At 41.7% G+C, this 16042-nt stretch carries 13 protein-coding genes; 7 read left to right on the top strand and 6 right to left on the bottom strand.

The window, feature by feature from the left end:
* Positions 1 to 105 precede the first annotated feature (105 nt).
* The 3 genes from ESA94_RS15825 to ESA94_RS15815 all read right to left on the bottom strand — a co-directional run bounded on the left by ESA94_RS15825 (position 106) and on the right by ESA94_RS15815 (position 3112).
* On the bottom strand, positions 106 to 1188 hold the full coding sequence (locus tag ESA94_RS15825; RefSeq protein WP_129131913.1) for an acyl-CoA dehydrogenase family protein: 1083 nt from the start codon (positions 1186 to 1188) through the stop codon (positions 106 to 108).
* On the bottom strand, positions 1169 to 1795 hold the full coding sequence (gene pnuC, locus ESA94_RS15820; RefSeq protein WP_129131912.1) for a nicotinamide riboside transporter PnuC: 627 nt from the start codon (positions 1793 to 1795) through the stop codon (positions 1169 to 1171). Before pnuC ends, ESA94_RS15825 begins: the two co-directional genes overlap by 20 nt.
* 606 nt (positions 1796 to 2401) lie before the next feature.
* Positions 2402 to 3112 carry a hypothetical protein gene (locus tag ESA94_RS15815; RefSeq protein WP_129131911.1) on the bottom strand — a complete coding sequence of 237 codons (711 nt, stop codon included), beginning with the start codon at positions 3110 to 3112 and terminating at the stop codon, positions 2402 to 2404.
* A 1327-nt stretch (positions 3113 to 4439) separates the two neighbouring features.
* Between ESA94_RS15815 and ESA94_RS15810 the strand changes: the two genes are divergently transcribed.
* The 3 genes from ESA94_RS15810 (at position 4440) to ESA94_RS15800 (ending at position 5756) form a co-directional block, all read left to right on the top strand.
* Entirely contained in the window at positions 4440 to 4769 is a 330-nt protein-coding gene (locus tag ESA94_RS15810; RefSeq protein ID WP_129131910.1) for a helix-turn-helix transcriptional regulator, read from the top strand.
* 162 nt (positions 4770 to 4931) lie between these two features.
* Positions 4932 to 5345: a MauE/DoxX family redox-associated membrane protein gene (locus ESA94_RS15805; protein WP_129131909.1), complete on the top strand. Its 414-nt coding sequence runs from the start codon at positions 4932 to 4934 to the stop codon at positions 5343 to 5345.
* Positions 5346 to 5450: 105 nt separating this feature from the next.
* A complete protein-coding gene (locus ESA94_RS15800) occupies positions 5451 to 5756 on the top strand; it encodes a hypothetical protein (RefSeq protein ID WP_129131908.1) in 306 nt (101 codons plus the stop codon).
* A gap of 32 nt (positions 5757 to 5788) precedes the next feature.
* Here the strand turns inward: ESA94_RS15800 and ESA94_RS15795 are convergent, their stop codons facing one another.
* Genes ESA94_RS15795 through ESA94_RS15785 form a run of 3 tightly spaced genes read right to left on the bottom strand, consistent with a single transcriptional unit; the run spans position 5789 to position 11431 of the window.
* A complete protein-coding gene (locus tag ESA94_RS15795) occupies positions 5789 to 7069 on the bottom strand; it encodes a TlpA family protein disulfide reductase (protein WP_129131907.1) in 1281 nt (426 codons plus the stop codon).
* Positions 7066 to 8424 (bottom strand): RagB/SusD family nutrient uptake outer membrane protein, encoded by a 1359-nt coding sequence (locus tag ESA94_RS15790; RefSeq protein ID WP_129131906.1) that lies wholly within the window; start codon positions 8422 to 8424, stop codon positions 7066 to 7068. The genes ESA94_RS15795 and ESA94_RS15790 overlap by 4 nt, the downstream gene beginning before the upstream one ends.
* A 10-nt stretch (positions 8425 to 8434) precedes the next feature.
* The gene (locus tag ESA94_RS15785) at positions 8435 to 11431 is read right to left on the bottom strand and encodes a SusC/RagA family TonB-linked outer membrane protein (protein ID WP_129131905.1); all 2997 of its coding nucleotides are present in this window, start codon (positions 11429 to 11431) and stop codon (positions 8435 to 8437) included.
* A gap of 621 nt (positions 11432 to 12052) precedes the next feature.
* Here ESA94_RS15785 and ESA94_RS15780 point away from each other — a divergent pair.
* The 4 genes from ESA94_RS15780 to ESA94_RS15765 all read left to right on the top strand — a co-directional run bounded on the left by ESA94_RS15780 (position 12053) and on the right by ESA94_RS15765 (position 16026).
* Positions 12053 to 12316, top strand: coding sequence for a hypothetical protein (locus ESA94_RS15780; protein ID WP_129131904.1), 264 nt, complete (start codon positions 12053 to 12055; stop codon positions 12314 to 12316).
* 393 nt (positions 12317 to 12709) lie between these two features.
* Positions 12710 to 13351 (top strand): DUF5343 domain-containing protein, encoded by a 642-nt coding sequence (locus ESA94_RS15775; protein ID WP_129131903.1) that lies wholly within the window; start codon positions 12710 to 12712, stop codon positions 13349 to 13351.
* A complete protein-coding gene (locus ESA94_RS15770; protein WP_129131902.1) occupies positions 13351 to 13926 on the top strand; it encodes a Swt1 family HEPN domain-containing protein in 576 nt (191 codons plus the stop codon). The genes ESA94_RS15775 and ESA94_RS15770 overlap by 1 nt, the downstream gene beginning before the upstream one ends.
* 570 nt (positions 13927 to 14496) lie before the next feature.
* Positions 14497 to 16026 carry a reverse transcriptase domain-containing protein gene (locus tag ESA94_RS15765; protein ID WP_129131901.1) on the top strand — a complete coding sequence of 510 codons (1530 nt, stop codon included), beginning with the start codon at positions 14497 to 14499 and terminating at the stop codon, positions 16024 to 16026.
* Positions 16027 to 16042 lie beyond the last annotated feature (16 nt).

Raw genomic sequence — 16042 nt, 5'->3', positions numbered from 1 at the left:
AGATGAAAAGACTTGTCATCCCGACGAAGGAGGGATCTCAACTCTTGTACTGCTGATCAACAGATCCCTCGTTCCTCGGGATGACAGGATATTTGAGCAGCATCCCTATTCCCCAAACGTTAACAACGCATGCTGACTGGCGGTGAACACATCTCTGAAAACACGATTGATCTCCGATTGTTGTGAGGTGGCCGATAAACCGCAATAAGGATAAATGGCTGCTACATGCGTACGACAAAGCTTTACCAGTTGTCTGCTGACCTTACTGATCTGCTTTGTTGTTTTGCCCGATAACTTCTTTTGTTCACTTAACTCCTGCCACGATGCATCAGCAATGGTATAAAAGGCAGTTGCAACAGTAGCGATCTCCCGTTGTGCTTTTTGCACAGCATCCATTGCAACCTGTAACGAAGCATTACCTGCTTTTTGTTGTTTTTGTTTGATGATGGCAATTGCTTCATCCATAAAATGCCGGGCCATGCCCAATGTATTTACCGCCAATGTTGTTTCAGCAAAGGGCATAAAGGGATAGGTATAAACAAGATCGTTTAATGTTACATGCGCATGATCGATCAAGAAACTACGCTCCTCTTTCAGCTTTATTTTTTTTACACTGAAACTGCGGCTGGCTGTTGCCCGTAAACCCATCGCCTCCCAATCGTTGTACAGCTTTACTTCGCTCTTCTTAAAATAAAAGGAACGGATCATTACTGTGCCATCTTTATGCAAAACAGTCTTGCCGTTTTTTTCAATGATGCAGTTGGCGGTGAAATGTGTAAGATGCGGTGCGCCTGTTGCATATTTCCATTTGCCGGTTATCGTGTAACCATCTTTTGTTTGCGTGGCAATACCTGTTGCTGCACCGCTTCCACCCAGGCAAACATTTTTTGCATGGAAGAGTTTGCCTGTTTTCTCTTTATCTAAAAACCCTGCAAAGAAATTTGCACCTGCACAAAGTGTAACCGTCCAGCCAAGACTGCCATCGATGTATGCAAGCTGTTCTTCTAACCTTAATGCATCGGGTAAACTCAATGCAAGTCCGCCCTGCTCTTTTGGAATGAATAGCTTGAACCATTTCTTTTTGTAAATGATCTTTAACAACGCAGGTGTTAGTGCTGCTTGCTGTTCAGCCAATGCACATAAACGTTTCAGCCCGGCGATCTCTTTTTTATTCAACTGCAGTTGCATGTTTTGTTTGTTTGAGGGTTTTGTTCCAGTCGATATAACCAAGTACAGCAATGATGAATAAGAACAGTGTTAATGCTGCATACAACGGAAGCCCTTTGTACAACAATAACGGTATAGCAAATGCATTGCTGATGTTGAGCAAGATCCAGTTCTCAATTTTTCGTTTGGCGAGTAACCACATACCTGCCCATGCTGTGGCACTCACCCATGAATCGGCAAGCGGCACCGTAGAATCGGTAAAGTTTACCAGCACAGTATACAGCAATACAAAAGCTGCTACTACAATGGCGATAGTTGTTATCCAGTCACGCTTTGTTGCACGACTGATGGGCGGTGCTGCATGATCTTTTCGTTTTACCCACCACCACCATCCATAAATGCTCATGATGAAGTAATAAAGATTCAACGCACTCTCGGCATACAAACCTGCATCAAAAAAAATGTAAGTGGAAATAACCACGGCAATAATACCGCAGGGATAGAGTGCAATTTTATTGGCTCTTGCCAGCAATACTTCGGCAACGCCAAAGCCAACGCCTATCCATTCGAGTAAGGGAACTGCTTTCAGTTGCTGCAAAAATGTTTGCACCCATTCATGTATGTTCATCACTTGTTGTTTAAACACCCACGGGTATGCAATGGCAACTTGCTTTTCCTACGCCGGCATTACCCGGATCAGGTATGTGGGTATAATCTCAGCCCGCAGAAGTTGTTTGAATGATTTTCCTGAAACAACTTCTCAAGTATGGCACCCCATGAGTTGGGCAAAGATAAGGGATGCAGAGCCTTTTATTGCTGCTGAATACTGCTGTCATCCCGAAGCATGAGGGATCTGTTGGGTAATTATTTACTGATGATCTTATTTAGTATTTGCATTCTGATAATGCTTTCACCAAAATATTTCTCTTTTCTTTTTGCTTGTCCAAATAGGCAACCGTACTAATAGGTTGCGTAAAAAAGACCCCGAATCCGATATACAGCACGGATTCGGATTATGCCCTGATTAAGTTTTAGTACTACTGTAGTGAAGTACGGTTGTAATTGCACAATCACCCTGTGTGTTGCATCTTGATCAACTGATGAAATTTGTTTACCCCAGCCCTTGTTGTGTATACTGAGCGGAGCCGAATGTACCACCAACAAGGGATTTATATTCTGCTGCAATGCATGTGCCGTTGCTGATAACACGCAAAAGCGGCGGGCTTTAGAATTGCTAAACGCAGACCAGATCTGAAGCAGTTAATCTTTTCCGCATTAAAAATACTCCCGTTACAAACGCCCAAACAATTGCGAATACGAGGTAGATATTTAAAGCAACTTCATGCAGCCAGCCAATTTGAAATATTCCTGCCAATGCATCTCCTAAACAGGAAACACCTGTAACTATACTAACCCAGCCAACAATGTTGAATTTATTTTTATAAAGTTGATAGCCCGTAACGATCCACCATGTTGCTGCAAAACCCATCTCCAGCAAATTCCACAAACCATTATAAACCGCATCATTGATTAAACGAAAATCAGCCTTCAATATTTGTTGTTCGGCTACAGCAGCATGCTGAAACGCATCGATAATATTTGGCCATACCACAGCCAGAATAGAAGCACCGATACTGCCGATTAAAACATAAGCAAGACCGCAAAAAGTCACAAGGTTATTCCATGCTGTTTTTTCCTTCATCCAGTCGTGCAACAGGTAAATTACCGGAAGCAGTAAAAGATAATAGCCAAACATATCAAAGAGCATACTCCACCTTGCTGCAACAGTATTGGTACCGGCTGTTGTTAAAACGAGCACCGGATCTGCCATTGCCTCATTATTAAAATTAACAGCTACAAGTGTTGCAAGAATACATGCCAATGCAAGCAGCCCTGCTAACACAGTGATCACACCGATTGCTTTTTGTTCTTTTAGTAAGTTCATTTCTTTTTTCCGCAAACTTATTTGTGCAGTTAAACAAAAACCGGGGCTATTATAACCAAGTGTTAAAACAGAAGCATGAATTGTATACTTTGGAATTTAACCAACCTGCGAATGAAGGATTTTAATTCAGCTGCAATTCAGGCAGCACTCTAAAAGTATTTTCTCCAAGATGTTTTTCTTTTCCTTTTGCCCCGACGCTACGGTCGGGATGTAAACACTTGCCAATCCTTCAACTTCGCTCAGAAGAAACAAAAAGGCCCCGAATTCGATATACAACACGGATTCGGATTATGCCTTGATGAAGTTTTAGTACTACTGTAGTTAATAGCAGTAATACTTACACGATCATCCTAAGTGCTGCCTGTTGATCATTTGATGAATTTTGCTTTGCTGCTCAATACTGCTGTCATCCCGAAGCATGAGGGATCTGTTGGGATATTGCCGGGATGCATCTCACAATGACGTTTGTTTCCTACGGAGCGTCTTTGCGAGGGTGCTGGGTTTGTGGGTGGGTTTGCGCCGAAGCAATCTGGGATTGTTGATGCGGTTTTGTTCTATTGCTCAATAGAACGTCATCCCGAGGAACGAGGGATCTCTACCCTCTTTTACTGTTATTGTTTTAACAGGTTAATTGCAATGGTACAGTCTCGGGATGTAGAGATACCTCTCATCCCAAACACCCATCCAGTTGTACTTACTCCCTGCTAATACAGCGCAGATCCGGTTCAAGAAAACCAAATACAGCAATTCAGAGAACGCAAATTCCTGCTATCAAAAGAAAAAATCCCTTTTACAGTAGTAATTGATTTGTGGAGTTACGTCAAACAGTATTTTTTTGTTTAAAGAAACGGTATCGCAATCTGTTCACATCGTGAAAAGAGGGTTTCACATCGGCTATCGGCGGTTTCACATAATAGTTTTTTCGCTATTACTATTTGTACAGAACTTGAGTTGATCAACGATTGCCACCAAGGATACTTTGAATGGCACAAAGAGAATGATCCCTCGATAAAATATTGATGGACGCCGGTTAAGAAAATGATCAATCACAAACCATGATCGTAAAAATTCCAACACAACAAACAGCAACGTACAAAAGTGCACTTCTTTTCTCCTTTTACGCACCTTTTTTATTTGCATCCTGTTTTTTGATTGCAGAATTTTACAACACAAGGATTATTCATACGCATGCGCAGGTTTATGTTTAATTCTTTCATGGTTAATCGGGGGAGATTCTGTTGGGCAGTTAAAAGTACCACAGTATACTGTTGACCTGTTACAAAAACAGGAGACAGTATGCAATGACGAACCCCTGAAACAGCAGCATATGAAAGATAAATTACCTGCACAGATCAAAACACTGATCGATCAGGATCCCTCCCGGGATCATTCACTTCAACGGCTTGCCAGGCTGTTGCATGTTAGCAAAACCAAACTGATGCAACGGTTTAAAGTAGCCTATGGTACCAGCATTCATCAATATGTATTGAAAAAACGTTTGCAACGGGCAGCCATCCTGTTAAAACAAACAGACGACAAGATCACCGTCATTGCACGCAGCTGCGGGTTTACATCCGAAAAACATTTTATGATGCTGTTTAAAAAACAATACAAACGCACGGCGGGTGCTTACCGTGCACAATACGGTAACGCATAAGCGCCGTTGTTTTGAAACAACCCTGCTCTTTTACAAACCTTTTGTCTTTTTTGAAACCATTTATACCCTTTTTGAAACCTGTTTGATTTGCATTTTCTTTTTTTATGATGGAATTTTATACCGTAAACAAGGGGACATTTTTCATTCATCCATTTATGACTTATGAACCCTTCTGTTACAATACGTGTTTCCTGCTTTCTGTTGATTGCACTGTTTTTCTACACAGGTATCAGTAAGTTATTTCAGCATCACGTTTTTCTTTACAGTTTAAATAAAGCGGCACTCCTGCGTCATGGGGCAGCCGGCCTCAGCTATGTAATCCCCTTAACAGAACTGTTGGTTGCGCTGCTCCTTTTTTTCCCCCGCACTCAATCCTTCGGCTTGTACAGTTCCTTATTCCTGTTAACGCTGTTTACTGTTTACCTGGTTGCGATGCTGTTGTTTGTAAACGATCTGCCTTGCAGTTGCGGAGGCGTATTGAGCATGATGAGCTGGCAGCAGCATATATGGTTTAATCTTTTTTTCATTGCATGGAATAGTGTCGGTTTACATGCATTACGCAAAACCAGGCAATAAAAAATACTTCATTTCAACACCGGTGCGCAACGGAACTGAAGTGAGCAGGCGAAGCCGAAAACCTGTAAAAGAGTAGGCATTATTTTTTACTAAAAACAGTTTATTATGAAACAGTATTTAACCGGTTTCCTTTCAATTGTGCTTGCCGTTGTATTGTTTGCTTTTACCAATAAACAACCTGTGGCAAAAGCAAACAGCAGCACTTATTTCTGGTATGAATACGATGCCGTTAACGATCAGTTAGGTGCATTGCTCAACCCCAACAGCAGTATCCCGATTGCAAAGGAAGCTGTTGCAACGGATTGCCAGGATACCGATGATGTGGATTGTGTTCGGGCCTTTGAAGAAAACAACCGGGCCAACGAAATGCATCCACCTGCCGGGCTGGACCAGATCAAAAAAACAGAATAACCAAAAACAAGGAGCGGAGAACCGCTCCTTTTTCAATTGTCCTTAATAACCAGCACGGTTTTCTCCCGTGTGGCATAAACCAAATCAAAACCGAGCCTGTTGAGTGCTTTTTTAAATCCGTCGTAGGTATGTGTGTCAATCAGTGCTGCATCAACCACTACATCAATATTTCCCTCGTAGCCCGTTTCATCTTTAAAGGGTTGCTGCAATATTCCTTCTACCCATGCCTGCCATCTTCGGCTGAATGCTGCAAAAGGGCAATTGATCATGTACCGGTTCTTTGAATCAACCGGATGTTTAACCGAGCTTATCATCAATGAATCTGCTTTGACCCCTCCTTTTGTTTTGATACGATCAATGGTATCAAGCCTTATCAATACATAATGATTCACCATTCTTTTTTCCATTGTGATCGTGATGTTGAAGTAGCGCTGAATATCGGTCAGCATATATTCATAGGCTTTGTCCTTCCTTTCCTGCGGAAGCATCAGGTAGTAATTGTATTTGTGCTGCTGATCCCATGTGGTTGTACTAACGGATGCAGGACGACGGAACTTTTCGGGTTGCTTTACTTCCAGTATCACCGTATCCACCGGTTTGAATTTTATGTTGTGTAGACCTTCCATGGCCGTTTGAGCAAGCCCCGTAATTTTTGCGCCTTCTTCTGTCAGAAAGAAGCGGTTGTTTTTTATAACGCCGTAATCGTTGTTTCTGTTGGCACCGGGCACTGTTTGTGTGATGGTTGAATAGTAGAAAAAATCACGGAGACTGTTTAACGAATCCTTTTTAGTTGGCAGGTTTTCCAGGCCATACAGATCGGGTTTGTTACCACTCAGAAAGGCAGCAATATGTTCTTCGGTTGCATTGCTGCCAAACGTAATGTACTGTACCACCAGGTTTTTATCAAGCCACACATGCCAGGGTACAAACGCACGGGGAAATAGCTTTGATAATACCGTGTCGCCTGAAACAAAAGGAACCCCCGGCATTTGAATGGCTTTGCGTTTTGCAAAGAACGCTTTTGTTGCTGCTTCACTTTCAATGTTCACCGCAATGAACTGCAGCCTGCCTGCAAATTTTTTCTGTAGGCTGTCGATCGTTGGCAACGCCTTGATGCATGCTTCACAATAGTAACCCCACATATCCAAAATAATAAGATCGGCATTAAAGCCAGACAGCTTCATTTCTTTTTTGGGATAGTTGTAGATATTCTTCAGCAAAATATCAGGGCATTTTTCGCCAATGGTAATTGCCTGTGCAAAACCTCCTGCACTGTATAACAGCAGTGCAATGATTAAACAATACTTTTTCATTCGTAGCCGGGGTTTTGTGTGAGAAATGCGTTGCGGAGTAATTCGTTTTGCGGTATAGGATACCACTGTGCTGTACTTTTCCAACCGGGTTTTTCGGCCTGCATCACTTCATCAATACGACCGGTGCGTTTAAGATCGAACCAGCGGTGCCCCCACTCTGTAAACAGTTCTGTTCGTCTCTCTTTTTCAATTGCAAGTAACAGCTGTTCTTTACTTAGGTTGTTGGTAGCCGTTAGACCGGCACGCAATCGGATACTGTTCATATCGGCCGTTGCTTCAACAAGCTTATCCTGTTTTGCTCTTGCTTCGGCACGGATCAGCAACAGTTCTGCAACACGTATCACAACAGCTGCTTCCGTAACAGGTGTTGCCAGCCTTGCTTTGTATTTGTTCGGGTACACATAAGTGAAACCTGAAACCGTATTACTTTTTGTCCATGCTGTTTTACGTTGATCGTTTGGTTCAAATGCATTGAGTAAACTGTTGCTGAGTGCATAGGCAGGTCGCACCGTTGCTGATGCCGGAACAAAAGCTGCACCCTCGGCCGTATTGCCCTGGTCTTTTGGTAAATGCCAGATGGTTTCTGTTGATGTGTTTGTAAATACATTGTTGAGATTAGCAGCAAGCGAATAAGTATTGGCATCAATCACCAGCGCTGCTTTTTTTTCTGCTTCTGCATAGTTACCCGCCAGCAGGTAATACCTTGCCAGCAAAGCAGCAGCCGTTGCTTTTACGGGTTTTGCTTTTACTCCTGTAAGTGGAAGATGATCGTATGCATCGGCAGCATCGGTAAGCATCTGCTCCAGCACTTTTGCAGAAGCCGTGCGTGGCAGCACCGCATTTGTTTCATAACTGGTAGTAAGCACCAGCGGCACATCGTTAAACAACTGTACAAGAAAACTATACAGCAAACTGCGGATAAGTTTTGCTTCAGCCATCGCCCTGTTTTTAAATGCAGCAGATAAAGACGCTGTTTCCAGTTGCTCAATAATGCTGTTGCAATGGTAGATGTATTTGTAAGCAGCCGACCATAAACGGGTATTGATACCTGTACCGTTAGTTGCCGGAATACTGTTTGTATAAAACGGATCAAGATCGGCCGACGGCGATGTGTTGTATAACTCATCGGCCGAAAGGGCGGGATAAATGGAGAGGCCGCCATTTGTTATGCTTAATGTGGTGGCTGTAAGCTGTGCATATAAACCGGTAAGTGCTGCTTCGGCAGAACGCTCATCGGAAAAGATACGCTGTGCCTGCACCTGTGTTTCAGGTACAGGAATGCGCACAAACTTTTCGCATGCTGTAACAAAAACAGCGAAGCAAAAAATGAGGATGTAGTTGTTTATGGATTGCATATTGTTTTATTTAAAAGCTGAATTGAATACCGCCTGTTACCGTGCGTAAAGGAGGCAATACAAAGAAGTTCTGGTTTTCGGGATCGGCACCAGCATAACGGGTGATGCTGAACAGGTTTTGTGCCGACAGTTGAATACTGAGTGCCTGCAGTTTCATCTTCGCAGCGATTGCCTGCGGTAATGACCAGGAACAAGCCAGGTTTTTTAAACGAATGAATGAGGCATCAGAAAAGATGGCATTGGAAGCCGCCAGCTGTGTAACAGCTGCGATGTATGCAGTGCTGTTTGTTGTAGTGGTATAACGCTGAATGGTTGCAATATCCCCCGGCTTTTGCCAACGGTCGAGTACCAGCAGGGGTTGGTTAAACATACCACGGCCGGGAATAGTGGCAGCCTGTGTGGCAAGATAGTTACGCCCCTGCTGTTTACGGAACTCCACAAAACAGGAAAACCGAAACTGCCCGATACTGACGCTGTTGCCCACACCACCATAAAAAACCGGGTCGGTATTACCCAGCAACTGGTAATCGGATGTATTCAATAGTCCGTTTGAATCAAGATCCTGGTAGGAATAAATACCGGTGGCCGGATCAACACCTAGATACCGGAAGCCATAGATAACAGAGAGCGACTGCCCTACCCTGTAATTATTGCGGTAAGGCGATGCATCAAGACCGGGAAATGCCAGCAGTTTGTTTTGCGGCAAGGTCATGTTCACTGTTGTTGACCAGCTGATCTTTGCTGTTTGTATGTTTTGTGAAGTGAACAGGAACTCCCAACCCGTATTCTGCACCAGAGCATCCCAATTGCGGAGAACAGAAGAAAAACCGGTAATGGCAGGCAGCGAATAGTTAACAAGGCGGTTGCCACTCCTGTTCTGAAACCAGGCAACTGAAAAAAAGAGTTGATCGTTAAAGAAACCCAGTTCAAGTGCTGTTTCAAATTTTTTATTGACCTCCCAGCCATAGTTCGGGTTAAACAGGCGTGATGGCTGCAGGCCGTTTGCATTCAGATAGGTAAGCGCTGTGTTTTGCCAGGTATCGAGGTAACGGTAATCACCCACCTGGTCGCTGCCCGTAATACCATAACTGCTGCGCCATTTACCAAAGCTTAAGATGGATTGGTTTTGCAGGAATTTTTCTTTTGAAAAGATCCAGCCAAAACCAATGGCGCCAAAATTGCCAAAACGGTTTCCCGGACCAAAACGGCTCGAGCCATCACGACGGGCAGAAAGGTTAAGCAAGTACCTGTTGTTGAGCTGCATGGTCAGCCTTGTAAACAGGGCCGTGTAGCGGTAGCGGTTTTCGCTGTTGGAACCAATAAGCAATGGTGCGGCCGCCATGGAAGCCAGCAACAGATCAGAGCTGTAGTTGAGCCCGTTTACCGATTCTGTTTCGGCGGCATTTTGCTGTGCCGTGGCACCAAGCAACCCTGTAAAACGCAGCTGTTTCCATTTTCGTTGGTACTCGAGTTGTGGTTCAATAATAAAGCCACCCATTCGGTTACCGGCAAAATTGGAAAAAGGTAAAGAAGAAGAAGCCGGGTCAAGCGAAGCCGCCGGATGCAGGGAACGTTCGTTGCTGCGGAACAGATTGTAACCCGTATTGAGTTTAAAGCTCAGTGCCTTTGTAAGAACCAGCGATAAGAGCAGCCCCGTGTTGAGGTTTTCGTTGATGGCTTTGTACGAACGTAACTGTTCGGCTAAAGGGTTGGCGAAAGACACACCTCCCTCCGACCATTTAAGATTGCCCTGCGCATCATAAAGGGCAGGAAAATTGGGCGGCAGGTTAATATAGGTAGAAAGATCGGTCTTGATGGAATTGTTGACTGCCGCTGCATAAGATGCCGTAAACGTAAGAGAGAGTTTTTGCGAAGGGGCATTGTGCGTGAGTTTGATATTGGCCGATGCCCTGCTGGCCGCAAAGCTGCCCGGGAAAACAGCCGTCTCCCTGTTAAAACCCGTGCCCAGCAAAAAGCGGGTGTTGCTGTTACCGCCCGACAAGGATAACTGGATATTGGAATTGCTGGCGCTGTTGCCGATAAAATCGTTTACAAAATTGCGGTAACGGCTGGTATCCCATAAAAGCAGGTCGGGGGCATTTGCTATGGTGGGTGCAATACCATCGTTGGCAAAAGCTTCCCTGCGCATCTGCAGATATTGTTGGGTGTTGAGCAGCTCTGCTTTGGTAGCGATGCGTGAAATGCCGGTATAGGCATTTACCGTAAACAATGTGCGGCCGGGTTTTGCCTGTTTGGTAGTAATGAGAACCACACCGTTGGCTCCCCTGCTGCCATAAATGGCAGTGGCATCAGCATCTTTGAGAATGTCGATGCGTTCAATATCGGCAGGGTTAATAAGCGCAAAAGGGCTCAGCCCTCCCTGCGATGCAGAACGTGGGTTATTGGCCGAAGATCGCAACTGGCTCACCACTTCGTTGCCGGGCGAAAAAGGAATACCATCAATGATAAAGAGCGGATCGTTACCGGAAGCAGACGACTCCAAAGAAGTGCGGCCACGTATCTCTATTTTGATGGCCGCACCGGGAGCACCGCTGCTCTGTGTAACCACAAGCCCCGGCACCCTGCCATGCAGGGCGGCCAGGGGGTTCAACAGGGGTTGTGTTGCTAACTGTGCCGTTGTTATGGTTGCAACGTTCCCCGTATTAAACCGTTTTGTGCTGGTTCCATAGGCAATAATGACGGTTTCATCTAACTGGGTTACTTTACGTTTGAGGATGACCGTTATAAGACCCCGCATGTTGTTTGGCTCAACAGCCGTTTGATAACCGATGGCTGATACAATGATTGAATCATTGAGTTTTGTGTTGGGAAGCGTGAACTCCCCTTTTGCATTGGCTACGGTGGAAATAGTTGTACCTTTTAGGATAATGGTGGCGGCTGAAACGGGGTTGCCTTCTTCGTTAATAACATTTCCTTTGATGGTGATTTGCTGGCAGTTGCTTAGCAATGGGCAAAGCAGTGCCAGGCAATAAATGAGTTGTTTCATTTTTGCGAAAGAATTTGAGCCTCCCTCCAACTCCCTCCAAAGGAGGGAGAGTAAGACGCTCCGCAAGGAGCGTCTGTCCTTTTAGAGGGAGCGGTTAAGAAATATGGTTTGTGGGAATGTTTGTAAGACTGGAAGGGCCGCTATGCTAAAGCAAAGCAGGATAGTTTGTAAGTAGTGGTATTACCCATGATCTTGGGGCTTCACACAGAATTTCGTTTGCAGTAAGTAAAAAGCGTTGTGCCGGTGTTGAACTCTCATGCTTTATGGTTTAGGTGCGCTTGAAAGTCTCGATATGCAATAAGAAGAGTTAACTGATTTTTTGTACAAGTAATACTGTGATACAAAATATAAAAACAGGCGTGGTAACTCAGCTTACCGCCTTGAGGCCCTAGGAAGCCTGCACACGTATAAGAGAGCCCACGCCGTAACGTGGGCATCCACTTATCATCCCGTGTGCGTCGAAATTTCCTAGGTTTCAAGACGAGAATCCAAGCGAATGCATCAATTAGTTAATTGAAGAAACGCAATATTAAAACTAAGATAGGGAAATTATTAACTGTAGCATTATAATACCACGATTTTTTTTATCGATTCATTCACCTTTCATGTTAAAGCTTTTTTATGAGTGAAAAAATTAAAGGTGACTTCCGTGAAAAAATTGGCAAAAATCTTAAGAATCTAATTGAAGAAAGAGAAAAAGAAAATACGCTTCGAAAATTAGATGCTTCTATTGGTAAAGATCATAGCTGGTTAGGAAAAGTTTTTAAAGGCCAACAGAATTTTACTATTGATTCACTTGCTGATATTTTAATTCAATTTAAAATACAGCCGAAAGAGTTATTTGATTTTGTATTGGAGTTTGACAGCAAAAAGAAAAAGAGTTAAGAGAGTAAGAAGTAATTGACAACGGCATAATTTGTTAATATAAAAAAAGCACTATATTAGTGCTGCCCAGCATTGTGAAACTGCTACCGTGAACACCGGAAAGCCAGAGCTAACCCACTCCACGCTATACCCCGGAATATATTTTTGATTGCTGCGCAAGAAGAAATACATGATAATACGCCGGGATACTTTAATTATTTATTGATTTTTTTAGCGAATAACCAGGAGTAAACGTTTAGAGCGTTTATACTCAATAAACTTAAATGTATTTGAGTGCAAATAATTAAAAAGTATGACTGCTTACTATTGATATCAATAGTGAAATTAAATTGGTTACGACAATTAATGTATTATCAGCTATGCAATTAAACAGCAACTAAACTGAAAATTCATATGGCACTATCAACTTCGTATCTAGTAACGACAAAAAACTTTGACGCAATATTTACTGCCCTACTCTCTGCAAAAGCTCCATCGAGTTTGTCGACTGGATTTCTCAAGACATTAGGATTTACAAGCAGCAATGATTCTTTATACATAAGGTTATTCAAGGATTTAGGGCTAATAGACCAATCCAATGCTCCAACCGAAAAATACTTTAGATTTCTTGACCAAGCAGAATCCAGAAAAGTTATGGCAGAATGTGTCGAAGAAGCCTATTCTGATTTATTTGCAATTAATAAAAAAGCATATGAATTAACTGAGACAGAAGTAAAAAATAAATTTAAAACACTGACACAAGGGTCCAAAGAAGACAATATTCTTGCATTAATGGCAAAAACTTTTAAAGCTTTAGCAGATTATGCAGACTGGAGTAAACCAATTCAGCCAACTTCTAAGACTACCACAGCAGCAGAGAAAAAGGAAGAGAAGCATTCTGAACCACCAAAAGAAACAGTTATAAAACATGTGCCTTTGAATGATGGAAACGATAAACCTAGTCTTCATTACAACATTCAAATACATTTACCAGAAACGAGGGACACAGCCGTTTATGACGCAATATTTAAAAGTTTAAAAGAACATTTGTTTTAATGGACAGTTATTATTCATTCGTATTTAAGGGGCTTCTTACAGAAGACGCATTAGATAAAGCGGGAAGGAAAAGCAAAACGCATTTTTCTGAAGAAGATGCAAAGTTGTTGGCTTCAACACTTGCAATAGATGAAATGGATGACACCTTTGTAACACGGTCAAAAAAAATGGCTGTAGTGTATACTGCAATAGCAGCTTTTGAAAATTCTGTCAGAGCATTCATAGAAAAGAAGTTGTTAGAAGAGGTTGGAGAAAATTGGTGGACAACGTCAGTCGATGAAGGTATAAGAAAAAAAGCAGAAGGAAGAATGGAGGACGAAAAGAAAATAAGATGGCATACTCCAAGAGGACTTAGTCCCATCAACTATACTGAGATGAAGCATCTAACAGATACAATCAGGAGGAATTGGAAACTATTCGAACCTCACTTAATTACTTTTGATTGGGCAGCTACAATACTCGACACAGTGGAACGGTCAAGAAATGTTATAATGCATAGTGGAGACCTTGGTAACCGAGACATTGAGAGAATAGGCTCACACATTCGAGATTGGATAAGACAAGTTGGAGCATAGAAATAATAGTGCATCTGCTATCATTGCATTGACGATATAGCGAAGTAATGAACTGTTCTTGTTTTAATGGCGGGAACTACTGGCAATGTACTTTTTGATTCTTTACAATTGTTCAGCTTAAATTCTTTTAATATTATGCTAAGATAATTACACAGCTTCATGTCGAAATATGTATAGCGCCAACTTTAAACAAGTACTATTAAAAACAGAATAATAAAAAAAGATTAAAATTATGGGGCAGATGAGTGGTCGGAATGCTACGTTTAGCTACAATGAACTGTTTAGGAATTACGCTAAACAGGAAAGGCAATACCAATTTCCAAATTATTCGTAAGAATTAATGAGGAAGCTGTTATCAACAGCGCACATGCTGTTGGGAGTCTGAACTTGATACTGAGAAGAGACGGCTTGAACATAGTTATTATGTTTAGAGTTGTTAAAGCAAAGGTAGCAATTTCTATACCTGAATAGAGTAGCGTTGCCTACCTCCACAAGAGGGAAGCTTCGAGGTTGAATAAACCTGAGCATGTACATTCCAAACCTGCTACGTAACCTGCCCCTGTTTTTATTATGCAAGAGATAGAAGAATGGTTTAAAACAAAGAAGTATCCACATATCGGAATGCCGATTAGAGTCAAACACTATAATCGAGTGAAACAGTATGTTGAGAACCCTACTAAAATTAGGAAGCATAGTTTTCTACCCTTCATTCATAAAACTATAGTAAAAAGAAAGTTTAGAGCCGACAAGAAGGCACTTGTAAAAAACCCATCAAAGAAAAGAAGACGAATTAAACAGAAGCCAAAAATTAGGGACACTTTTTTTGCGTCTCATTTAGATGCGATGGTATTTTCAAAATACAACCAATTACTTAGTTGCGCATACGAGCAAGTAATTGAAAAAGAGAGGTTCAATGAATCTATTGTTGCGTATCGAAAAATAGCCTTAGAGCCTGGAAAAGAGGGTAATAAATGCAATATCGACTTTGCCAAAAGTGCTTTTGAATATATTCTCACTAATAAGCACAAAACACTCTCTGTAATCATTGCCGACGTAACATCTTTTTTTGACAATTTGAACCATAATATTTTAAAAAAACAATGGGCAAAAGTCTTAAATAAAATCACTCTTCCGCCAGATCATTACAACGTTTTTAAAGCTTTAACAAGAATTAAGTATGTAGAATCCCAACAGCTTTTTGATGCATATGACCAAACAATGTTGGTAGAGAAAGGCATACCTAATTCGCCAATAAAAAAGACATATGTTAGAAAAAAAATTAACGGAACAAAATATTTTAAAGAAAAAAATGCAATAGCATATTGTGACAAAGTTGAGTTTATCAAAAAGAATCTAAATCTGGTAATATCAAAAAACAACAAAACAGGAATACCTCAAGGGAGCCCGATAAGTGCTACGTTGGCCAACATATATATGATTGATTTTGACAGATTAATTTTTGAAGCTGTAAAGAATGTTGGAGGTTTTTATCAACGTTATAGTGATGACTTGATTGTCGTATGCGAACGGCAGCATGAAACTGGACTTATTAAAACATTAAGAGCTACAATAAAAAGCGAAGTTACTAGACTCGAAATACAACCAGAAAAAACAAAACTATATCATTTTGAAAATCATAATGACATTTTTAAGGGGTTTGAAGTAAATGAATTTACAAAGGAGGTATATATAAAGAAACCGTTGGAATATTTAGGATTTGTATTTGATGGGCAACATGTGCTAATTAAACCTTCTGGATTTTCAAAATTCTACAGATCAATGAAAGGAGCTTTTAGTAGAGCGGAGTCATTTGCATTACATAGTAAAAATCCTGACAGAAGGATATTTAAGTCCAAGCTATTCAGGCGATTTACTTATAAGGGAGCTAATAGGAGCATAAAGTTTCGACCATTGGCTGGAAATCCAAAACAGTACGTCAAAACAAAAGAGTACAACTGGGGAAATTATTTAAGCTATATCAATAAAGCTGATCAGAAAATGCTTAATATAAATGGCATGAATTTAATTAAAAGGCAAAGTAGACGTTTCTGGGGAAGGTTCAATAAATTAATGAAAGCACATGAAAGTAACTTAAGATGAAACTAATGGCCAGATT

Origin of the sequence: Lacibacter luteus, assembly GCF_004118265.1 — a bacterium.
Lineage (GTDB): Bacteria > Bacteroidota > Bacteroidia > Chitinophagales > Chitinophagaceae > Lacibacter > Lacibacter luteus.
The sequence above is the reverse complement of the archived record's forward strand: the minus strand, read 5'-3'. Positions and strand labels throughout refer to the sequence as shown.